Genomic DNA, 19,243 nt, shown 5'->3' with positions numbered 1-19,243 from the left:
CGCGTCGCCTGGATCGCCGGCAAGCCGGCTCCTACAGGTTGGGGTTTCAGAGGGGTTTGATCACCACCAACAGATCAGTGAAGTGTTCGACCCGGATCGGCAGGTTGTCCGCCAATGTCGCCAATGCAGCATCGGTGTCGTCGAGGCGGAACACGCCGGAGACGCGCAATCCTTGCAGCGCCTGCTCGTCGTAGCGCACCAGGCCCCGTCGGTAACCGGCGAGGGCCTGAAGCACTTCGCTCAAGGGACGGTCATCGACTTTGAGCAGGCCCCGGGTCCAGGCATCCGGGTGGGCGTTGCCGATGGGTTGCGGTGCTTGCACCCGGCCCTCTCTGAGGGTGATTTGCTCGCCCGCCGCGACGTTCACCGCCTCGGCGCCCTTGGCTTTGGCGGCAACGACGGACTCCAGCACGCTGACCACGGTCGAACCATCGGCCGCGCGTTTCACCAGATAGCGCGTGCCGAGCGCCGTCGCCGTGCCTTGATCAGTGCGCACCACAAACGGACGCCGGGCGTCCTTGGCCACCTCGACCCACATCTCCCCTTCCAACAACTCGATGACGCGCTGCTGGCCGTCGAACTTCACGTCCAGCGCCGAATGACTGTTGAGCTGAATATGGCTGCCGTCCGACAGCGCCACCTCGCGCCGCTCGCCCACGCCGGTGCGCTGATCGGCGAGCCAGATTGGCATGTTGTCCAGGCCGATCCAGCCACAAACCAACACCCCCAGCAGCGCAATCGCCTGGGCGCCACGCCCCGACATTCTCGGGCCGGGCCGGGCAAAGGCCTGCTTGAGGGCAACGCGTGCGGGCGCGGCGGGCAGCTCATCGAAACCGCCCCACAAAGCCCGCATGCGCTCCAGCGCGAGAGCGTGTCGCGGATCGGCTTCACACCAGACATCGAAAGCCGCGCGGTCGGCTTCGGTAGCCAAATCGTCGTGCAACAACGTCAGCCAGTAAGCCGCCTCAAGGATCATCTGCTCGGAGGGTGGATGAATACTCGTCACGACGGTTGTTCCGCACCGTACAAGGTGTTGTAGCAATGGACGAGCGCACCGGCGACGTAGTTCTTGACTGTGCTGGCCGACACGTTCAGTTCAATCGCGATCTCGCTGTAGGTGAGGCCGTCGAGCCGGCTGAGCAGGAACGCCTCGCGGTTCTTTTCTGGCAACCCGGCGAGCATCACGGCAATTTTTTCCAGCGCTTCCAGCGCCACATGGATCGCTTCGGGGTCGGGCATGCCGGCGTCATGCGCCTGGATCGCCAGCGCCTCGAGGTACGCCTGCTCGATCCGCCGGCGTCGGGCACCATCGATCAACAAACGCCCGGCCATGGTCGCCAGAAACGCCCGCGGCTCTTTGATGGTGTGAGGCTCGGCGAGGGTGAGCACGCGAATGAACGCGTCATGGGCCAGATCGGCCGCACGGTGCGAGCAACCGAGTTTTTTCCGTAGCCAGCCATGCAACCAGGAATGGTGATCGCTATAGAGGTCGGTGAATGTCCGCTGACGACGGGAAAAGTCGTCATCAGCCACGGAAAAATCGCGCATACGCAAAAGTTTCTCAAATAGGAAAGATTACCAGTAGCGCAAACGATGACAGTAAATACATGGCAGAGCAAGCGAAGAGAAGCCGCGGTAAATCAGAAACCTGCGCAGGACGCTTAACGGCTACTGCTGCGGCGCAACCATCCGGAACCTGATGTTGATGTCGTCGGAAACCACCGTGTCCGCCCACTCGCCTGCGCCGATTTTGAAGTCGCTGCGCTTGAGCGTCAGCTGCCCATCGAAAATCCCGATGCCGCTCTCGGACTTCAACAGGACCGGCACTTCCACCGCGCGGGTGATGGTTTTGAGCGTGAGGTTGCCGGTGATCGAATACCGGTTGTTACCCAGGGCATTAACACGGGTCGATTCAAATGTCCCTTGCGGATAAGTGGCCGTGTCAAACCACGCGGGCTTTTTCAGTTCTTCGTTGGCGTCACTGTTTCCGGCATCGATGCTGTCGAGTTGAATGGTGAGCCCGGCGCGGGCCGCCGAGGGGTTCGCCGTGTCGAAATCCAGCGTGCCTTCGAACTTGCCGAATGTGCCGTAGACCTGTGAGCTGAACTGGTTGTACGTGAAAGAAAGCGTGCTGGCGCTCGCATTAACCTGCTTGTATTCAACGGCATCGGCGCACGACAACACGCCGAACGAGAGCGCGACAAACACGGCAGCAGAACGCGTAAAACGAAGGGTCATGGGATGCTCCGGCGGGACGCCCGATTGCAGTGGGGGTGCTGCACACGGAGGCCAGCCACAGGTGGACTAAAGCAAAAAATCGCCGTTTATGCCATGGACACGCTGACGGCCCGACCGCCAGTCGCGCAGCCTCGGACATTGCTTACACGATCCTGCGCGCCACGCAATGCTTCGAGTTCATCGGTGCCCCCATCAACGCTCAATCGCGGACGATGGGCGCGACACGTTTTGAGCCGTGGCTGAAGAGCACGTGGGCGCTGGCTTGACGCTCATCGATATCGTCCGGGACGGCGGCCGGTTCGACTCGCCTGGCGAAGTCGAACCGGTCGTGCGCGGCCTCACTCGGTGATGACGTTCAGCGTTACGTCGATGTTGCCGCGGGTGGCTTTGGAGTACGGGCAGATCTCATGGGCGCCATGCGCCAGTTTCGTCGCGATCTCGTTCGACAGGCCCGGTACGCACAGGGTCAATCGCCCCTGGATGAAGTAAGCCTGGCCGGTCTGGCCCAAATCAACTTCGATGTCCACCGCCGTGTCGGCCGGCAGGGTCACGTTCAGCTCCTTGGCCACCAGGCCGACGGCGGCGCTGTAGCAGGCCGACCAGGCACCGGCGAACAATTGCTCGGCGGTCGGGTGCGGCAGAATGTTCGAAAACTGGTGCGCCGGTTTTGCACTGCCTGGCGAGGACAGCACGATGTCGAGGTTGCCGTTATGGCCACGCGATGTGTTGCCGGCGGCGCTGGGGGTGGTGTGGGTTTTGCCGGTGGCCAGGACTTTTTCGATCTTGCTCATGATGAATGCTCTCGATGGCGGGATTTGTTTTCGCGTGCGCTTTTATCGCACGCGATGCTTATACAAAAATTAAACCGTGATGACGTTCAGTGCCACATCAATATTGCCGCGAGTTGCTTTCGAGTACGGGCAGATCTGATCAGCGGTGTGCGCCAGCGTAGTGGCGATGTCGTGTGGCAGGCCAGGTACTCGCAGGGTCAAACGCGCCTGAAGGAAGTAGGCCGGGCCGGTTTGCCCCAGATCGACTTCGATGTCGACGGAAAAATCCGCGGGCAGCACCACGTTCAGATCATTGGCTACCAGACCGACAGCAGCGGTGTAGCACGCCGACCATGCACCGGCGAACAGTTGCTCGGCAGCCGGGTGCGGCTGGGTGGCGGCGAACACATGAGCAGGCTTGGCACTGCCGGGTGTCGACAGGGTGATGTCGAGGTTGCCGTTGTGGCCGCCGGCAGCGCTGGCGGTGGTGTGGGTTTTGCCGGTGGCCAGGACTTTTTCGATCTTGCTCATGGGTGAATCCTCTACGGTGCAATGGGTTTGATTTCATATCGCGTTCGATTATGTCGTGTGCGATAGATCAATATTCACGCAGACACTCGTTGGTGTCAATAGGTGGTAACGCACCTCGTCGACGAACGGTATTTGCTGCATCGGCTTCCCCCCCGCCGACATCCACGTCACACTTGCACCCAGGCCACATACAATCTGCCTCGCTACGCTTCGTCTAACTTCACAAAACGCCTTGCCGTCACCTGCGTGTGCCCGGCGGCTCTATAGTGTCCCGTCAATGCACCGGAGAATTTCCATGCTCAAGCGTACCCTGGCATTGACTGCCAGCTTGGCCCTGTCTTTTTGCACCCTGTTGTCGCAAGCCGCCGACACCCTGAAGGTCAGCGCGATTCCCGATGAAGCCCCCACTGAACTGTTGCGCAAATTCAAGCCGCTGGGCGCCTATCTGGAACAGCAACTGGGCATGAAGGTCGAGTTCGTACCCGTCAGCGATTACCCGGCCGTGGTCGAGGCGCTGGCCACCGACCGGATCGACATGGCCTGGCTGGGCGGCTTCACGTTCGTGCAGGCGCGCCTGAAAACCGGCAACGCGATTCCGCTGGTACAGCGCGAACAGGATGCCCAGTTCACCAGCAAATTCATCACCGCCGACCCCGCCGTCAAATCCCTCGCCGACCTCAAGGGCAAGACCTTTGCCTTCGGCTCGGTCTCCTCGACATCGGGCAGTCTCATGCCGCGTTACTTCATGCTGAAGGATGGCATCAAGCCGGAAGCCTACTTCAGCCGCGTCGGCTACTCCGGCGCCCATGACGCCACGGTCGCCTGGGTCCAGGCCGGCAAGGTAGACGCCGGAGTGCTGAACGCCAGCGTGTGGGAAAAACTGGTCGCGGCCGGCAAGGTCGATACCAACAAGGTCAAAGTGTTTGCGACCACCCCGGCTTACTTCGACTACAACTGGACCGTGCGCGGGACCCTCGACCCGGCGCTGGCGGCCAAGATCAAAGCCGCGTTCCTCGCACTTGATCCGGCGAATCCCAAGGACAAAGAGATTCTGGATTTGCAGGCCGCCAGCCGATTCATCGAAACCAGCCCGGACAACTACAAGGGTATCGAGGAAGCCGCACGCGCTGCCGAACTGCTCAAATGACGTTGCATCTGACCCAGGTCAGCCTTACTCATGCCAACGGCGTTCAGGCGCTGCGTGGCGTAGACCTGCACATCCAGGCCTGCGAACAGGTCGCCATTATCGGCCCGTCCGGGGCGGGCAAGTCGAGTCTGCTCAACCTGCTCGCCACCGCCCTGCGACCGGGCGACGGCGAGCTGCAAGTGCTCGGCGAACGCGCCTGGCAGCTGTCGGCCGGTCAGCGTCAACGCCTGCGCGCACGCATCGGTTTGATCCATCAATCGCCGCCGTTGCCACCGCGCCAGCGTGTGGTCACGGCGGTTCTGGCCGGCAAACTGGGTCAATGGGGATTGGGCAAGAGCCTGCTGAATTTGCTGTATCCGCAGGATATTCCGGGGGCACGCGCGGCCCTGGCCAGGCTGGACCTGAGCGACAAGCTGTTTACGCAATGCCAGCAGTTGTCCGGGGGACAGTTGCAGCGCGTGGGCATTGCGCGGGTGTTGTACCAGGCGCCCGAGGTGTTGCTGGCCGATGAGCCGGTCTCGGCCATGGACCCGGTGCTGGCCGAGCACACCCTGTCGGTGCTGTGCAGCCATGCCCGAGAGCACAGCGTTACGCTGGTCGCCAGCTTGCACGCGGTGGAGCTGGCCCTGGCGCATTTTTCACGGATCATCGGCCTGCGTGACGGACAGATTATGTTCGACCTGCCGGCCAGCGCCGTCGACCGCGAGCGGCTCGATACGCTCTATGCCAACGAGCAGTTGGAACGCTCGCCGGTGCCTCCCGCTCACTTGAGTGTGCAGATTCCCCGATGCTGACGTCCGCCACCCGCGACCCGGCCGCCCTGCCGCGCCTGTTGCTCAGCCTGTTGGCCATCGCCCTGCTGTGGCCGGGCATCCACTACAGCGAGCTGGACCTCAGTGTGCTGATCGCGAGTGACAGCCAGAACGAAATGGGCCGGTTCGTGTCCGCCTTCTGGCCCCCGGCCCATGATGAGCCGTTCATCGAGCTGTTGCTGCAGGCCACCCTGCAAACCCTGGCCATCGCCACGGCGGGCATGGCCCTGGCGTTGCTGTTGGCGATTCCCGCCAGCCTGTTGGCCAGCCGAGCACTGTCGTTGTCGGCGGCGTCGCGTGCGGGTCGCCCGAGCTATTGGGGCCAACTGCTGCGCTGGCCGGTGCGCGGGCTGCTGATTTTCCTGCGCAGCGTGCCGGAAATCGTCTGGGCGTTGCTGTTCGTGCGGGCCGTCGGCCTTGGTCCGACCGCCGGGGTGCTGGCGATCGCGATTACCTACAGCGGCATGCTGGGCAAGGTCTACGCGGAGATTTTCGAATCGGTTGATCAACGCCCGGCCCATGCGCTGCTGCAATCCGGCGGTGGTCGACTGGCGGCCTTTTGCTACGGGATCCTGCCCAATGTCTCGGCGGAACTGCTGTCGTACACGGTGTATCGCTGGGAATGCGCGATCCGCGCCTCGGTGGTGATGGGTTTCGTCGGCGCTGGTGGCCTGGGTCAGCAGATGGACCTGTCGTTGCGCATGTTCGCTGGCGGTGAAGTGGCCAGTCTGCTGCTGACGTTCCTGGTTCTGGTGCTGCTCGCCGATCAACTCAGCCGCCTGCTGCGCTGGAGGCTGGCATGAATCGCCTGTTCAACCTGGCCCTGTTGCTCGGCATCGGCGGCGCGGTTATCGCCTCGTTCATTTACCTTGGCATCGATCTCGGCGAACTCGGCAGCACCGGCAACCTGAACCAGATGGGCGCTTATGCGCAGCGCTTTCTCAGCCCGGACCTGAGCCCCAATCATCTGCAAGCCATCGCCCATGGCGCCCTGGAAACCATCGGCATGTCCGCCCTTGGCACCCTGCTCGCGGCGGTGCTGGGTTTGCTCTTGGCATTGCCTGCGGCCGGGCGTTTCGGCTGGCCGTTGCAGAGTGCATCACGGCTGGCACTCAACGCTTTGCGCGCGGTGCCGGAACTGGTGTGGGCCGCGCTGATGGTGCTTGCCGCCGGTCTAGGTCCCAATGCCGGCACGCTGGCGCTGGCCCTGCATACCACCGGCGTGCTCGGCCGGCTGTTCGCCGAAGCGCTGGAAAACACCCCGTCCGAACCGGCCGACGCCATCCGTTTGCAGGGCGGCAACGCCGTGTGGGCATTCTGTTACGGCACCCTGCCCAACCTGTTCCCGCAGCTGCTGGCCTACATCCTGTACCGTTGGGAAAACAACATCCGCATGGCCAGTGTGCTCGGCTTTGTCGGCGCCGGTGGCCTGGGGCAAATGCTCTATGTCAGCCTCAGCCTGTTTCAGGAAGCGCAAGCCAGTACGGTGATTCTGGCGATGCTGATCCTGGTGTTCGCCGTCGATACCTTGAGCAGTTGGAGTCGGCAGCGTTGGGTCCAGGTGTGAGCGCCCAAAGTGAAGCGTGTTGAACGTTGTCACTCTTGACCGGAGCGCTGTCCGGCGACGTTCGCCTCTTTTTGCCAGGCCCGTTGCAAAAACCTGATGACCTCGGCATCTGACGTCTGGGAAAAATCCAAGTACCAATGCCCGATGGACATGAACCATTCGGCGGTAATCGGGCACACCAATTCATCCACCTCACTGCGCAGCGCCTCCGCCGTCTCGACCGGCGCCACCGGCACCGCAACGACAATCCGTGCCGGCGACTGCACCCGCACCGCATGAATCGCCGCCGTCATCGACGCGCCCGTCGCCACGCCATCGTCGATCAGAATCACCACCTGATCCTTGAGCGCTACCTGCGCGCGCGTCCCTCGGTAAGCCTGCTCGCGCCGTAACAACTCCCGGGTTTCCCGAGCGACCACCGCATCAAACGTCGCCTGATCAATCGGGTGCGCCCGCAGCGCGTGTTCGTTGAGAATCTGAATATCGCCGCTGGCAATCGCCCCCATCGCCAGCTCCTGATGGGTCGGAACACCCAGCTTGCGCACCAGCATCAGGTCGAGGCGTACGTCCAGCGCCGACGCCACTTCATAAGCCACCGGCACACCGCCACGGGGCAAGGCGAGAACAATGACATCGGGGCGATGCGCGTACTTGAGCAACGGCGCCACCAGCCGCCGACCGGCAGCGGCGCGGTCTTGAAGAATGGTGGACGATGAAGGATTCATGTTGAAAACCTCCCCAGGCGATCACGCCTGACGGTTTGCATCACTCTCGATTGTCAGTCCGAAGATGGGTGACAGCAAGTCCGCCCGATCGCGAAAGCAATCTGAAGACTGCCGCAACTTTTGACGCAAATAAAAAGAGCCACCCTATTACGGGTGGCCCTCTTTTTAAAACCGGCGATATCCGGGAAGTTCAGCCAAGGCTAACGCCTAGCAAGCACTCGCAACCGTCCGCTGCGGCACCACAGCGAGGTGCTGTTGTTTCACTCGTTGAGTCAATACCAGCATGGTCAGGAAACCCAGTGCAATCAACAGCGGATATGCCATCAACAGTTCAGAGAGTGAATACTTCCAGGCCAGCGGGCGTCCGCCCCCCAGCAGCGCGGCATACATCCAGGACACTGCCGACAGCGAACCGCAAAACAACGCCAGCAGCCGTGCGCTAAACCCGAGCTTGAGCAGCGAACCGGCCTTTTGCATGGCCGGCAACACCAGGCGATGCAACAAGATACCGTTGTACGTCAGCAACATGACAATGATCACTTTGGCTTGCAGCTTTGGATTCTTGAAGTACTCGATTCCCTTGTCCAGATAATCAATGCCAACAATGGCAATACCGGTGACCCACAACGCAATCAATGCAACAACTACAGATGTCTGAAGACTTTCCAAATGAGCATTATCGTGTTCCGAGAACACGTTGCCCTTCAATAAATTTTTAACCATGGCAATATCACTGGTCAACACCAAACCAATGGCAACACAACAAGCGACCAAGTGCGCGTAAACAACACCCAACCGCACAAACTCCATGCATTTTTTATTTTCGATCAGGCTCATAATTGTATTTATTGTCACGGTAAAATCTCCAACTGTTTCTACAGTCCAGACCATTAGTTTGACGGGGTATTAATCAAGTTAAAAACCCAGTGCGATCCGACTGAAACAAGACAAGCCAAATCATAGACCTGGCACGGCTGAACCGATTGATTTGCCTGGCAAATAAGCAACCGGCGAGGTGTTGGCTCCTGAATTTCAGGTAAAAAAATCCTCATTTGCAGTCAATGCATATGAGGTTCGGGTTCCACTTCTTTTTCTGCGGTTGCACGAGCAAGTCATGGTGACGTGCTGAAGTATCTGAGAGCATCGAAGCTCAAATGTTCATTTTTTAAGCAGACTACCGACAAACGGTTAGTTACGATGACGCCACTCGCCCCGATGAGGAATCTTCAACTTCCCTGAAAACCGCATAACAACTGGCCTGATAGATTACATGAGGCTTGAGAAGCTTTTATTGGATCCATTAGTTGTTATGTCACTAACAAAAAGTGCGATAGAGACCAACTCGCATTCAGCACCAATACAGTCATACTTATTATGTTTCATGGTTGAAACACAGGGATCCAATCTACACCAACCGCTCAATTTTCTGATGCTGCCACACCAATTTGTAATACAGCGTCTGCAACACCAGCATCCCCAGATACGCCACCGGAAACGCCATCCACACACCCTGCAACCCGAACTGCCCGTCCAGCACATACGCCACCGGCAGCTGCACCCCGAGCACGCACACAATCGAAATCGCCATCGGCACCAGCACCGTGCCGCTGGCGCGCATGATCCCGCCGATAATCGCCTGGAAGCCAAACACCAACAGACTCCAGAGCATGATGTGCAGCAAGTGCTCGGCCATCGCCTGCGTGGCATCCTCGGTGAGGAACAACCCCAGCAACCAGTGCGACAACAAGTAGCCCAACAGCACCAAGCCACCGGTCAGGCACACATTGATCAACAAGCCCGTGCGCAGAATCGGCCCGATGCGCTCGATGCGCCCTGCCCCGATCGCCTGAGCGCCAAGAATCGACGCCGTGATCGCAATCGACAACGCCGGAAACTGCACGTAATTGACGATCTGCGTCACCGCCCCATACGCCGCCGTCGCCTGCGAACCGTGTTGATTCACCAGCGCCAGAATCACCAACTCCGACACCGACAACACCACCATCTGCAACCCGGTCGGCAAGCCGATGCGCAACACCTTGCCGAGAATCACCCGATCCAGACGCATCGCCGCAAACATCTCCCGATCCGGCGCCAACGGATGCCCCTTACTGATCAACCGCCACGCCAGCCACGCCATCGCCGACAGGTTACCCACCAACCCCGCATACGCCGCACTCTGAATCCCCAACATCGGCAACCCGAACCAACCGCGAATCAACGCCGGCGTCAGCGCCAGGCCGATGCAAGTCGACACCACCAACGCAATCAGCGGCGACAGCGTATCGCTCACCCCGCGCAGCAACTGGGTGAAGAGCACATAGACCAGCAGCGACGGCATGATCCACATCATTACGTGGGCGTAGGACACGGCATCGTCGAGTACGTCGGCCGGGGTTCCCAAGCCTTGCAAGGCGGGTCGTGCGAACACGCTACCCAGCACCGCCGCCGTCAGGCCGATGATTGCGCCCAACAGCAACGTTGTGCCGGCGATGGTTTTCACCAGATGCGGTTCACGCGCGCCCCACGCTTGGCCAATGAGCACACCCGCCCCCGCGCCGAGGCCGATGACCAGGGCGATGAAGAAGAACACGATGGGGAACATACCGGAGACGGCGGCCAGGGCTTGGGTGCCGAGCATTTGGCCGATGTAGATGCTGTTGATGGTGCCCGACATGGATTGGAGGAAATTGGAGAGGACCATGGGGGCGAGGAAAAGGAGGTAGGTTTTCCAGAGGGGGTGTTGGGCGGTTGGGGTTTGCATTGGGTGGAGGTCCGTCTCGGGTGCGGAGTTGGGATTCTAGAGGATAGCGTTAGCTGGGATGTACGAAGTTGAATGAATGTTTTGGTGCTGATTTCGATCCACTGAGCAACGCTGGTTGTTGGTCCTAGGACGGCATAAAAATTCCTACACAAACCTCGGAATGCGTCACCTTCCCTGCTGATCCGACGAAGTCTAAAGTTGGTCCCGTCGCCCAATAGGGCGATTCGGGTTTGGCGACCTGATCGATCGAGATTCTAGAGCGCTTTTGCTTTGACTTTGCCTTGATCGGAGTTTTACCTATGGAAAGATACATGCCCCTCACCGGAATCGACCTGATCCCGGCCTCCCTGCTCATCGACACCCAAGCTCCACTCGACGTTCTGCAAGCCGCCGCTGACTACCCGAATTCGCGCAGTTACTCAGGTGCTGGAAAACATCGCCTTTCGCGCAGAGATTGGTTGCGACACGGTGGTGCTGTCGGACTTCTCCAAACTGCTGGCCATTCCGTTGCGCGATGGTTGTGACTTGATGGATGTGATTGGTCGGCGATTGCGGTCGCAGACGAAGGAGTGAATGAAAACGGGCGCTGAAGGCGCCCGTTTTTTGTTCGACCATAAAAAGATCGGACATCTTTTTTCTGCGGCATAACTATTGTCTGCTTTCGGCTGAACGATCACTGCTTGTCCCAACCAATACCGATAAGAAGCAATCCGCTAAACGCTCTTGTTAGTCCTGCACCACGCGTGCCGGTTCGTGTGTCTTTATTGCCGTGTTGACGGTTTACGGGACTGCATCAGGCGTTTGACGTGTGTCTGGGTCTATACTGGTTTCACCCTGTTAATCAGATCTCCCCCTTGATCACCTCACAGCCCACCAGGCAGAACACGTGAATTTTTCGACACTTACTGCCGCGCTGCTCTGTTTACTACTCGGCACTCCCGTCAGGGCCGAGCAGTATCAGGTCGTTACTGAAGAGTGGGCGCCGTACAACTATCAGGAGAACAATCAGCTCACCGGCATGGCCACGGAGATCGTTCGGGGCATCATGGCGCTGACCGGGGATGATTTTAAGGTAATGCTGCTGCCCAGTATGCGAAGCACCCACGCATTGAAGACCCGGCCCAAGACCATAATGTATTCCCTATTCCGCACCGCGGAGCGCGAATCGTTATACAAGTGGGTCGGACCGATCGTGGAAGAGTCCATTCACCCCTATCAGTTAGCCAATGCGCAGCCGCCGGTGAATTCATTAGAGCAGCTAATGCACACCCCACGGATCACCACGCGACATGCCGGCCTAATACCCGAGATGCTGCAGTCGCGGGGCTTCAACAACCTCGAAAAAAGTGCAACCGAGAGCCTGCAGCTCTATCGCATGCTGCTAGCCGGGCGCACCGACATCATCATAGGCGACACCGATGCGGGGGTGGCTTATTACAGCCGCCAATTGAACATTGCCCCCGGCACGCTGCGACAGATCCCCATCGAGCTCTATCGCTCATCGCTGTACATCGCCTTCAGCCGCGACTGTGACGACGAACTGGTAGACGCCTGGGCCAGAGCCCTGGAGCAGTTGCGCCACTCTGGCGAGCTGAAGCGCATCCAGGATCGGTACAATCAACCCATCGGACAATGAAAGCGAGGAGCCAACGCAAGCCCGCTTCGCTATCTGGCGCCGCCCACGAGGTAAACAGATCGCAATCCGCCGTCAGCATGCAGATGAAAAAACTGGAGGCCGCGCTTGGACGGAAGTTGTTGAGTCGTGGCCCGAGGCACCTTCAACTGACCGCTGACGGCCAGACACTGTTGAGCTACGCCCGTCGCATGCTCGCACTGCACGCTGAGACCCCAAGCGGCTTTTCACGGTGAAGAGTTAACCGGACGAATCCGCCTTGGCGTCGCGGAGGACTACGCGGCAAAGTATCTCATGCCGGTTCTGAAGCGGTTTTCGCCGCGCTACGCAGGCGTGGAAATAGAACTGACCTGTGAACAGTCGACCACGCTGATCCCGCGTGTGCGAAGCGGCGATCTTGATCTTGCGCTGGTGTCCAGGGACTCGCCTCAAAGCGGCACATTTCTCTTCAAAGAACCCATGGTTTGGGTTGGCTCACCCCAGTTCGAACTGTGGAGGCGAGACCCGGTGCCTATCGCGGTCTACGAAAGTGAAAGCCTGGCCCGGCGTTATGCAGTGAACTCACTGACCCAACAGGGACGCGAATTCAAGGTGGTATACAACAGCTCCAGCCTTGCTGGTCAGGTGGCCGCTGTTGAGGGTGGGCTCGCTATTGCCGCGATCACTCAGTGCAGCGTGCAGGCATCGCTTCACGTCTTAAGTAGCGAGCACAACTTAGGAAACATTGAACCTATGGAGGTTTCGATTTTACGTAGCGGAGCCTCTCGCGGGTCTAAAGCGGTCAATAGCCTTCATGCTTTCATCATCAGCGCGCTAAGATTTCAGGCGTAGTCATTCATCTGGTTTTGGGGCGGATGAGGTGGGGAACCGGACGGTGTTTGCCGAGGGCAAAGGTGTCGCCTGGGACAAAGCGCAGAGTTACAACGCCGAACGGCACATCAAAACCCGCTCGTTCCTACAGTGTGTTCACTTAACCGATGTGACCGCCAATGCGCCCCCGTTTTTCTGAAGTTGCATCTGCGCATAAGCGCGGAGGACGGGTCCTTTCGTGAACCATTGGCCGAATCCTCACATCCCGGTTGTCAGGGCTGCCCCCCATCATCACGCGCATCAGAGTTAGGCCACTCGCCCTATCAATGCCGTCGATGGTCACCATCACGCCAATGAAGTTCTCTTAAAAATTCTGCGGCGTAACATCTGCTCCATACCAACCAACAACACCCCGGAGCACACGATCATGAAACGCCAAACCATTCTCAGCATCGCTTTCTCGGTTTTTGCAGTTAACGCTTTCGCGGCTACCTCGACTCACCCGGTTGTCGCTGAAGGCGGCTCGGATCGTCTGATTGAAAGTCGTGTCGCTGAAGGTGGTTCGGATCGTTTGATCGAGAGTCGTGTGGCTGAAGGTGGTTCGGATCGCCTGATCGAAAACCGCGTTGCTGAAGGTGGTTCCGACCGCCTGATCGAAAACCGCGTCGCTGAAGGTGGTTCCGACCGCCTGATCGAAAACCGCGTCGCTGAAGGTGGCTCCGACCGCCTGATCGAAAACCGCGTCGCTGAAGGTGGTTCCGACCGTCTGATCGAAAACCGCGTCGCTGAAGGTGGCTCCGACCGTCTGATCGAAAACCGCGTCGCTGAAGGTGGTTCCGACCGCCTGATCGAAAACCGCGTTGCTGAAGGTGGTTCCGATCGCTTGATCGAAAGCCGCGCTGCATAAACAAATCGCGTCACCGCAATACCCAAAAAGCCCGGCCTGATCAGCCGGGCTTTTTCGTGTTCGCGTTTACAAACTGCCTTCTTTGTCGATAGGTGACTGAAGAAACTCTGCTATCAGCGATGTAATCTGCTGTTGAATCACCTCACGCGGACGCCCGTTGTCGCCATCCAGGCAAATGATGCCATCGCCTGGTACTTCTTCTTCGAGCATTTCCTGCGCACCCGGTTTGCACATCGACAAGAAGCTGAAATGGCTTGCGTCGCTGATTTCGACGTAACGGCTTGACGCCGCAGGCAGGCGTTTGGCCAGGTTGGCAGACTCCAACTCAGCGGGAAGATCGTGCGACGGTACGCCGGCAGCGATCACCAGCGTGGGTATCGGCAGCTTGGCCAGGCTTTCATCGGTCAGGCCCCGTGAAAGGCCCAGGTCCAATGTCACCACGGCAGTGACACGTTTATCGCGCAAATCGGCGCCCAGCGCGGACTTCGATTCTGCGGTGCTTGCGGGGTTTATCTTTTCATAGACGGAGCAACTGGCTAACTGCGGGTAGGCTTTGCAGTTTTGCGCGAAGCGGTCTGGATCGAAACGAGCTCCGGCGATCTCCAGCGCAGTCATGCCGCCGAGTGAATGGCCCGCTACTGCAATTCGCTCATTGGCGACCACGCCGAATTTTTCGGGTTGAGTCGTGACGCTATCAATGGCCCGGCGCACATCAACGGGCCGCTGCCACAACTGCGCTGCTGCTTGAGGGCTACGGTCATGAGTGGTGGTGCCAGGGTGATTGATTGCGGCGACGATGTAACCCCTATGGGCCAGAGCACTGGCAAGCCAGATCTGGTTGCTCCAGTTCCCCCTGTACCCATGGGAGAGCACCAACAAGGGATGCTTGCCAGCAGCGGGCGGCGCATCACGAACGGCAGAAGCCCCGACGAACACCACATCATCGCCGATCAATTGCGTGGCGGCGGTAGTTGCGCTGGGGTACCAGACGACCATCTCCAGTGCGCGGCCGTTGTGCGAGTCCGGCAGTGTGGAAGACTGGAAGCCGACAGGGTTCTCGTCAGCGAGTGCGAGAGTCGTCAGGCAGGTCAAAAACAGGGCGCAGAAAGCTATTTTCAATGTCGATTCTTCCTTGATTGGACAAGTGCATGGCCACCTGAACCCGCCGTCAGGCGCATCCATCTTCGGTCGGAGTCGAAGCTTATGTGGCTGCCTATGAGCACGGACATTAAAGCCCACATTCGCCGCCGCGCATAACTTTCATCGTTAACGCTGTTCGCGGTGTTTCGTGGGGAGGCGGAGCGTCTGTTGTTGGCCAAAATTTGCCGGTCATGAACACCTGTTTCCGACAACGGCTATTGGCTTTCAGGCCACAAGCCTCTTAGGGCGCTGGCAGCCCCCATGCCAACGATTTTACAAGCGGTGGTCGTTGACGGGTCTTGAACGTTTGAGGTTGATCGATTTTTCATGCAGAGGACGCAGGCATTCGAGCCTACTCGCAAACGCGCAGCCGCGATTACTCGACGTCTCCTTTTCTGCCGTCACTGCCGCACGCAATCGCTGATCTTTCGCAGGCCAGTCACAACTGGCAGAAACCGTCCCAAAGGTCACCCAGAGCAAGTGACTATCCAGATGCTTTCTTCAGCCCTTTCAAGCGCACATTCGCTCTTTGCACAGCGGCCATTTTTTCAGGCCGCTTCATGCGCTTCCACTTTCTGATGTCTTCCTTGCTTCGCCCGCAACTCACACACAGATCACCACTGAGCTGGCAAACCGAGATGCACGGATTTTCGATTTCTTTAGCCATTGTCAGTCACCTTTGGCCACACGTGATTGAGTCAGGCGTTTTTTCCAGTCGCCACCATGCGTGCGTTGGCACTCTTCCTCTGAGTCGAAGCGGACGCTGTGGTCTGAAGGTGTCAGGTCGATGTCGGCCTCATTCAATGCGATAGCCGTCAGCTCAAAGACACGCGCCTTCGCGTCAACCAGGGCGCGCTTTCTGTCCGCCAGGGTTTCGAATACCCAGATGACCTTCAGGGTTTCAGCCAGCGAGTTCAGGTCAGCGGTATGGGTCAGCCAGGTAAAGCCTTTGATCTCACCTTTTGCTGTTTCACACGCTTCGGTGAGCGTGCTAATCAACCGGCGTTCGATCCGCGCCAGTTCGCGTTTCCCTGGAGGCATTGCGGGTTCCTTTGGAGACAATTGAGGGGAGGCTCTGAATCAGGCCAGTCGAAATTCGACCGTCAGATGGCTGACTTCGTGAACCGGCTTGAGACGTTCACGAATGCTGTCGGCGTTCGCAGTGCCCTTACCAACGACGCTGACGATGGCCGCATGGGCTTGCGGACCAATCCGCCAGACGTGCAAGTCTGTGATGGTGGCATCCCCCGGCTTCTCAACCAGTTCGCGGATTTCCTCAGCAACGTGCGCATCGGTCTGATCCAGCAGCACACCTGCGGTGCCCCCCATCAAGGTCCAGGCCCAACGCGCGATAACGATGGCGCCGACGATGCCCATGACCGGGTCCAGCCACACCCAACCGAGATAACGCCCGGCGAGCAGTGCCGCAATGGCCAGAACTGAAGTGAGCGCGTCCGCGATGACGTGGGCGTAGGCGGATTTCAGGTTGTTGTCGCTCCCGTGATGGACATGGCCATGATCCTCATGATCGTGCTCATGACTGTGATCGTGGCCGTGGCCGTGGCCCAGCAGCAGCGCACTGACGATGTTGACGATCAAACCGGCAATCGCGATGAGCGTAGCGGTGCCGAACTGAACTTCCGTTGGTTGCAACAGGCGCATGACAGACTCAACGCCAATTCCCAGGGAGACCATACCGAGAATCAGCGCCGAGGCGAACCCGCCCAAGTCCCCTACTTTTCCGGTACCGAAACTGTAGCGCTGGCTGGTGGCGTGACGTTTTGCGTATCCGTAAGCGGCCGCCGCGATGCCCAACGCGCCGGCATGGGTTGCCATGTGAAAGCCATCGGCAAGTAACGCCATCGAACCAGTGATATAGCCGGCGGTGATCTCGCCAACCATCATCACAACGGTCAGTGCCACCACCCAAAGCGTGCGCTTGGCATTTTCGTCGTGCGCTGAGCCAAGGAACACGTGGTCATGTGTGTGGTTGATGTGGCTACTGCTCATCTGTGTGTACCCGGATGTGTTCACTTGGAGTAACGGCGAATGGCTTCAAGAAGCTCTTCGACACCTTTATTGCGCTCTTCATCGCTGAGAGCAGGGTTCGCAACATGCTCCCGTGCGTGGTCTTCGATGATTTCCTCCATCAAGCCGTTGATGGCTCCGCGAGTGGCCGCAACAAGGTGCAGTGTTTTGGCGCAATCGAGATCGGATTCCAATGCCCGCTCAACGGCTTGGATTTGTCCGGCGATTCGTTTTACGCGTTTGAGAAGATCGTCTTTGTTTGCTGCGATATGGCCCATGATATACCCCCCCTACCTATGCTGCACGCATGATAGGCATACCCCCTATACCTATGCAAGATTGGCGGACGAGTGATCATCTACAGCCCCTGGCGGTAAAGAATGACTTCAATGGCAGGCAAGCTGACGGCACGAATCAGGCATCCTCGAGGCTCGAACCGCAGATGGCGAGCAGGATAGTCCGCGGCGACCACTGAGCAGCCGCGGCGAGCCAATGGAATGGTGTGCATGCCGAAGCCCGCGCCGAGATCAATGGCGGTGGTTCCACTGGCTAGATTTGGGAGAACGGCTTCGATCTCGGCTTCGCCCCGAGATACGGCGGCATCAAAGCCGCCGGCCATCCACAGGTAGACAGGCGCGAGGTGGGTCTCGTAGTGATCAGCGACGGCGGCCATGAATGTGGGGGCCAAGCGTCTAACGTTCAGGTTATGGGCCGCGGTACGCGGTCCCAGTGAGCGGAGCGAGCGATTTGAACCGTTTGTTGGGCATTGATGCGCTTAAGGAAGCAAGCCATACCCCGCCGCGATGAGCAGCGGAGAGACCAGGAGCGTTGCCCAGAACCCTGATTTTGGAACGGCAATGACGCAAATGATTGAGGTGATGAGCACGTAGATGCCAACGATTTTGAGTAGTGCGAGGTCGCCAACTGCTACGGCATGAATGGCTGCGTGCCCGGCGAGCATCAAAAGCGGCCCCAAAATGGTAAACCACAGTGCAGTACGCCGAACTTCATGCGCTCTGAACTGGTCGACGAAGCCGGCGCTCACGGCTTCGGCAAATGCTGTTTTGAACTTGATAATACCGAATGGAATATGAAAGACGCCCAAGGCGAACAGGGTCCATGCGACGATGTTTGACATGTCTTATGCTCCGTAACGGTAAGGTGGAATGAGTGAGCCTAACGACCGAGTTGAGGGGCGCGCATGAAGCGGGCGAAGCCCGCAAAAGGCGCATCCCGCTCGAACGATTGGTTAGACCTCAGTGGGCTGCGCATGGCGACTGGGCGTTTTGCTCACGCCTCCGCGGCCATTGGCCAGCCGATTCGTGCGGCACGACGCAGATTGGATTGAACGACCAAGCGGTGGAACGGGGCGATGACAAGAATATAGAGACGACCCAGGCGGTTGTGGCAATGGACCACGGTTGACAGAGTCAGGTGACGTTTGCCTCCCGCCGACGGCTGATTGGAACAGAGGACGGAAAGCCTGAAGTCCAGGTGCTTGTCGTCTTCTCCAAGGATAACTTCGGTCGGACTTGTGCCGTAGATCCTGAAGATGCCGACGCGGCCTGTCTCGCTCTCCGCACCAAGTGACGCAAGTTGCCTGGCAGTTTTGAGGCCGAATCTGCCGACCACCGCATCTCGGACTACCATGAGGCTGCTGACCCACAGAGCTTGTTGGGAGAAGATGAACCTCGCCAACAGTTCGGGATTGGTCGACGCGCCGGGCGGAAGCTCGATTGAGTAAGCATCAGCAAGATTCGTAGATGCGTAGGCTCTGGCAATTGCCGACTCCGGAGGAAGCGATACCGGCGTTGCGCGATGCTGTTGTGTTGGCATGTGTGCGATCCAGTGGTTGGGTTCTGAGGTCTAACGCGCCGTTGAGCGGCGCAGCAGGCGTCCGCTCCAACGGCTGGTTAAGCGTCATTCACATTGTTTCCAACAGACGGAGATTCTTCTCTAAGTCCAATTCGTCCACCGTAACAGCAATTCCTTTTGAGTTGTCTGTGCGCAGATGAATGATCTTTTGGTACTCGGGTGAGTGGTACCAACTATTAAGCGCTTCCTTTGATTTGAATCGAATAACGACCGTCATCGAGCCTGGCTCACCCTCTAACGGTTGCGATTCATAATCGGCTACGTGAATCGCCCCTAATTTCGTAGTCATTCGATGA

23 protein-coding genes and 2 pseudogenes are annotated in these 19,243 nt (G+C 58.8%); 8 read left to right on the top strand and 17 right to left on the bottom strand.

The features are described from left to right. Positions 1-46 precede the first annotated feature (46 nt). The 5 genes from ACI77H_RS28580 to ACI77H_RS28560 all read right to left on the bottom strand — a co-directional run bounded on the left by ACI77H_RS28580 (position 47) and on the right by ACI77H_RS28560 (position 3,539). Entirely contained in the window at positions 47-976 is a 930-nt protein-coding gene (locus tag ACI77H_RS28580; RefSeq protein WP_407015243.1) for a FecR family protein, read from the bottom strand. A gap of 26 nt (positions 977-1,002) precedes the next feature. Beyond that, positions 1,003-1,548 (bottom strand): sigma-70 family RNA polymerase sigma factor, encoded by a 546-nt coding sequence (locus ACI77H_RS28575; protein ID WP_407015154.1) that lies wholly within the window; start codon positions 1,546-1,548, stop codon positions 1,003-1,005. Between the two features lie 120 nt (positions 1,549-1,668). Continuing rightward, on the bottom strand, positions 1,669-2,238 hold the full coding sequence (locus ACI77H_RS28570; RefSeq protein ID WP_407015153.1) for a YceI family protein: 570 nt from the start codon (positions 2,236-2,238) through the stop codon (positions 1,669-1,671). A 338-nt stretch (positions 2,239-2,576) separates the two neighbouring features. Next, complete coding sequence (locus tag ACI77H_RS28565) at positions 2,577-3,029, bottom strand: Ohr family peroxiredoxin (protein WP_407015152.1); 453 nt, start codon at positions 3,027-3,029, stop codon at positions 2,577-2,579. 69 nt (positions 3,030-3,098) lie between these two features. Then, complete coding sequence (locus ACI77H_RS28560) at positions 3,099-3,539, bottom strand: Ohr family peroxiredoxin (RefSeq protein WP_407015150.1); 441 nt, start codon at positions 3,537-3,539, stop codon at positions 3,099-3,101. Between the two features lie 295 nt (positions 3,540-3,834). Between ACI77H_RS28560 and ACI77H_RS28555 the strand changes: the two genes are divergently transcribed. From ACI77H_RS28555 to phnE, 4 genes are read left to right on the top strand one after another with little or no spacing between them, the layout of a single operon-like run. After that, the gene (locus tag ACI77H_RS28555) at positions 3,835-4,686 is read left to right on the top strand and encodes a putative selenate ABC transporter substrate-binding protein (RefSeq protein ID WP_407015149.1); all 852 of its coding nucleotides are present in this window, start codon (positions 3,835-3,837) and stop codon (positions 4,684-4,686) included. After that, on the top strand, positions 4,683-5,480 hold the full coding sequence (locus ACI77H_RS28550) for a phosphonate ABC transporter ATP-binding protein (protein ID WP_407015148.1): 798 nt from the start codon (positions 4,683-4,685) through the stop codon (positions 5,478-5,480). Before ACI77H_RS28555 ends, ACI77H_RS28550 begins: the two co-directional genes overlap by 4 nt. Continuing rightward, a complete protein-coding gene (locus ACI77H_RS28545; protein WP_407015147.1) occupies positions 5,474-6,301 on the top strand; it encodes a PhnE/PtxC family ABC transporter permease in 828 nt (275 codons plus the stop codon). The genes ACI77H_RS28550 and ACI77H_RS28545 overlap by 7 nt, the downstream gene beginning before the upstream one ends. Continuing rightward, a complete protein-coding gene (phnE, locus tag ACI77H_RS28540) occupies positions 6,298-7,065 on the top strand; it encodes a phosphonate ABC transporter, permease protein PhnE (RefSeq protein ID WP_407015146.1) in 768 nt (255 codons plus the stop codon). Before ACI77H_RS28545 ends, phnE begins: the two co-directional genes overlap by 4 nt. Before the next feature lie 29 nt (positions 7,066-7,094). On the opposite strand, the gene ACI77H_RS28535 is transcribed toward phnE, so the two are convergent. From ACI77H_RS28535 to ACI77H_RS28525, 3 genes are all read right to left on the bottom strand, one after another. Further along, a complete protein-coding gene (locus ACI77H_RS28535; RefSeq protein ID WP_407015145.1) occupies positions 7,095-7,790 on the bottom strand; it encodes a phosphoribosyltransferase in 696 nt (231 codons plus the stop codon). A 207-nt stretch (positions 7,791-7,997) separates the two neighbouring features. Then, positions 7,998-8,645: a hypothetical protein gene (locus ACI77H_RS28530; RefSeq protein ID WP_407015143.1), complete on the bottom strand. Its 648-nt coding sequence runs from the start codon at positions 8,643-8,645 to the stop codon at positions 7,998-8,000. Positions 8,646-9,195: 550 nt separating this feature from the next. Further along, positions 9,196-10,554 (bottom strand): MATE family efflux transporter, encoded by a 1,359-nt coding sequence (locus ACI77H_RS28525; protein ID WP_407015141.1) that lies wholly within the window; start codon positions 10,552-10,554, stop codon positions 9,196-9,198. Positions 10,555-10,853: 299 nt separating this feature from the next. Between ACI77H_RS28525 and ACI77H_RS28520 the strand changes: the two are divergent. The 4 genes and pseudogenes from ACI77H_RS28520 (at position 10,854) to ACI77H_RS28505 (ending at position 13,904) form a co-directional block, all read left to right on the top strand. Beyond that, positions 10,854-11,127: pseudogene (locus ACI77H_RS28520) on the top strand (hypothetical protein). A 313-nt stretch (positions 11,128-11,440) separates the two neighbouring features. Continuing rightward, entirely contained in the window at positions 11,441-12,190 is a 750-nt protein-coding gene (locus tag ACI77H_RS28515; protein ID WP_407015139.1) for a substrate-binding periplasmic protein, read from the top strand. A 26-nt stretch (positions 12,191-12,216) separates the two neighbouring features. Beyond that, positions 12,217-13,018: pseudogene (locus ACI77H_RS28510) on the top strand (LysR family transcriptional regulator); the annotation flags it as partial. 406 nt (positions 13,019-13,424) lie between these two features. Further along, entirely contained in the window at positions 13,425-13,904 is a 480-nt protein-coding gene (locus tag ACI77H_RS28505; protein WP_407015137.1) for a phage infection protein, read from the top strand. 66 nt (positions 13,905-13,970) lie between these two features. Here ACI77H_RS28505 and ACI77H_RS28500 read toward each other — a convergent pair whose 3' ends face one another. From ACI77H_RS28500 to ACI77H_RS28460, 9 genes are all read right to left on the bottom strand, one after another. After that, positions 13,971-15,023 carry an alpha/beta hydrolase family protein gene (locus tag ACI77H_RS28500; RefSeq protein WP_407015242.1) on the bottom strand — a complete coding sequence of 351 codons (1,053 nt, stop codon included), beginning with the start codon at positions 15,021-15,023 and terminating at the stop codon, positions 13,971-13,973. A gap of 505 nt (positions 15,024-15,528) precedes the next feature. Next, the gene (locus tag ACI77H_RS28495) at positions 15,529-15,711 is read right to left on the bottom strand and encodes a DUF1289 domain-containing protein (protein ID WP_150634677.1); all 183 of its coding nucleotides are present in this window, start codon (positions 15,709-15,711) and stop codon (positions 15,529-15,531) included. Between the two features lie 2 nt (positions 15,712-15,713). After that, positions 15,714-16,085, bottom strand: coding sequence for a hypothetical protein (locus tag ACI77H_RS28490; RefSeq protein WP_407015135.1), 372 nt, complete (start codon positions 16,083-16,085; stop codon positions 15,714-15,716). Between the two features lie 39 nt (positions 16,086-16,124). Next, positions 16,125-17,054 (bottom strand): CDF family Co(II)/Ni(II) efflux transporter DmeF, encoded by a 930-nt coding sequence (dmeF, locus tag ACI77H_RS28485; protein WP_407015134.1) that lies wholly within the window; start codon positions 17,052-17,054, stop codon positions 16,125-16,127. A 20-nt stretch (positions 17,055-17,074) separates the two neighbouring features. After that, positions 17,075-17,350, bottom strand: a complete 276-nt coding sequence (locus tag ACI77H_RS28480; RefSeq protein ID WP_407015133.1) for a metal/formaldehyde-sensitive transcriptional repressor — start codon at positions 17,348-17,350, stop codon at positions 17,075-17,077. Positions 17,351-17,430: 80 nt separating this feature from the next. Further along, positions 17,431-17,745 (bottom strand): hypothetical protein, encoded by a 315-nt coding sequence (locus ACI77H_RS28475; RefSeq protein ID WP_407015131.1) that lies wholly within the window; start codon positions 17,743-17,745, stop codon positions 17,431-17,433. Between the two features lie 102 nt (positions 17,746-17,847). Beyond that, complete coding sequence (locus tag ACI77H_RS28470) at positions 17,848-18,210, bottom strand: DUF6463 family protein (protein ID WP_407015129.1); 363 nt, start codon at positions 18,208-18,210, stop codon at positions 17,848-17,850. A gap of 152 nt (positions 18,211-18,362) precedes the next feature. Continuing rightward, the gene (locus tag ACI77H_RS28465) at positions 18,363-18,908 is read right to left on the bottom strand and encodes a DUF2867 domain-containing protein (protein WP_407015127.1); all 546 of its coding nucleotides are present in this window, start codon (positions 18,906-18,908) and stop codon (positions 18,363-18,365) included. An 88-nt stretch (positions 18,909-18,996) separates the two neighbouring features. Then, positions 18,997-19,243 (bottom strand): DUF1330 domain-containing protein (locus tag ACI77H_RS28460; protein WP_407015125.1); only part of this gene is annotated, 247 nt, incomplete at its 5' end.

It is taken from the genome of Pseudomonas sp. O230 (assembly GCF_045447035.1).
Classification (GTDB): Bacteria; Pseudomonadota; Gammaproteobacteria; order Pseudomonadales; family Pseudomonadaceae; genus Aquipseudomonas.
The sequence above is the reverse complement of the archived record's forward strand: the minus strand, read 5'-3'. Positions and strand labels throughout refer to the sequence as shown.

What these genes read in the sequence shown, in the direction of transcription:
- ACI77H_RS28580 (WP_407015243.1), bottom strand. Translation starts at nt 976, where the DNA reads ATGATCCTTGAGGCGGCTTACTGGCTGACGTTGTTGCACGACGATTTG.
- dmeF (WP_407015134.1), bottom strand. Translation starts at nt 17,054, where the DNA reads ATGAGCAGTAGCCACATCAACCACACACATGACCACGTGTTCCTTGGC.
- ACI77H_RS28495 (WP_150634677.1), bottom strand. Translation starts at nt 15,711, where the DNA reads ATGGCTAAAGAAATCGAAAATCCGTGCATCTCGGTTTGCCAGCTCAGT.
- ACI77H_RS28565 (WP_407015152.1), bottom strand. Translation starts at nt 3,029, where the DNA reads ATGAGCAAGATCGAAAAAGTCCTGGCCACCGGCAAAACCCACACCACC.
- ACI77H_RS28465 (WP_407015127.1), bottom strand. Translation starts at nt 18,908, where the DNA reads ATGCCAACACAACAGCATCGCGCAACGCCGGTATCGCTTCCTCCGGAG.
- ACI77H_RS28550 (WP_407015148.1), top strand. Translation starts at nt 4,683, where the DNA reads ATGACGTTGCATCTGACCCAGGTCAGCCTTACTCATGCCAACGGCGTT.
- ACI77H_RS28560 (WP_407015150.1), bottom strand. Translation starts at nt 3,539, where the DNA reads ATGAGCAAGATCGAAAAAGTCCTGGCCACCGGCAAAACCCACACCACC.
- ACI77H_RS28575 (WP_407015154.1), bottom strand. Translation starts at nt 1,548, where the DNA reads ATGCGCGATTTTTCCGTGGCTGATGACGACTTTTCCCGTCGTCAGCGG.
- ACI77H_RS28470 (WP_407015129.1), bottom strand. Translation starts at nt 18,210, where the DNA reads ATGTCAAACATCGTCGCATGGACCCTGTTCGCCTTGGGCGTCTTTCAT.
- ACI77H_RS28525 (WP_407015141.1), bottom strand. Translation starts at nt 10,554, where the DNA reads ATGCAAACCCCAACCGCCCAACACCCCCTCTGGAAAACCTACCTCCTT.
- ACI77H_RS28545 (WP_407015147.1), top strand. Translation starts at nt 5,474, where the DNA reads ATGCTGACGTCCGCCACCCGCGACCCGGCCGCCCTGCCGCGCCTGTTG.
- ACI77H_RS28490 (WP_407015135.1), bottom strand. Translation starts at nt 16,085, where the DNA reads ATGCCTCCAGGGAAACGCGAACTGGCGCGGATCGAACGCCGGTTGATT.
- ACI77H_RS28480 (WP_407015133.1), bottom strand. Translation starts at nt 17,350, where the DNA reads ATGGGCCATATCGCAGCAAACAAAGACGATCTTCTCAAACGCGTAAAA.
- ACI77H_RS28535 (WP_407015145.1), bottom strand. Translation starts at nt 7,790, where the DNA reads ATGAATCCTTCATCGTCCACCATTCTTCAAGACCGCGCCGCTGCCGGT.
- ACI77H_RS28570 (WP_407015153.1), bottom strand. Translation starts at nt 2,238, where the DNA reads ATGACCCTTCGTTTTACGCGTTCTGCTGCCGTGTTTGTCGCGCTCTCG.
- phnE (WP_407015146.1), top strand. Translation starts at nt 6,298, where the DNA reads ATGAATCGCCTGTTCAACCTGGCCCTGTTGCTCGGCATCGGCGGCGCG.
- ACI77H_RS28555 (WP_407015149.1), top strand. Translation starts at nt 3,835, where the DNA reads ATGCTCAAGCGTACCCTGGCATTGACTGCCAGCTTGGCCCTGTCTTTT.
- ACI77H_RS28475 (WP_407015131.1), bottom strand. Translation starts at nt 17,745, where the DNA reads ATGGCCGCCGTCGCTGATCACTACGAGACCCACCTCGCGCCTGTCTAC.
- ACI77H_RS28505 (WP_407015137.1), top strand. Translation starts at nt 13,425, where the DNA reads ATGAAACGCCAAACCATTCTCAGCATCGCTTTCTCGGTTTTTGCAGTT.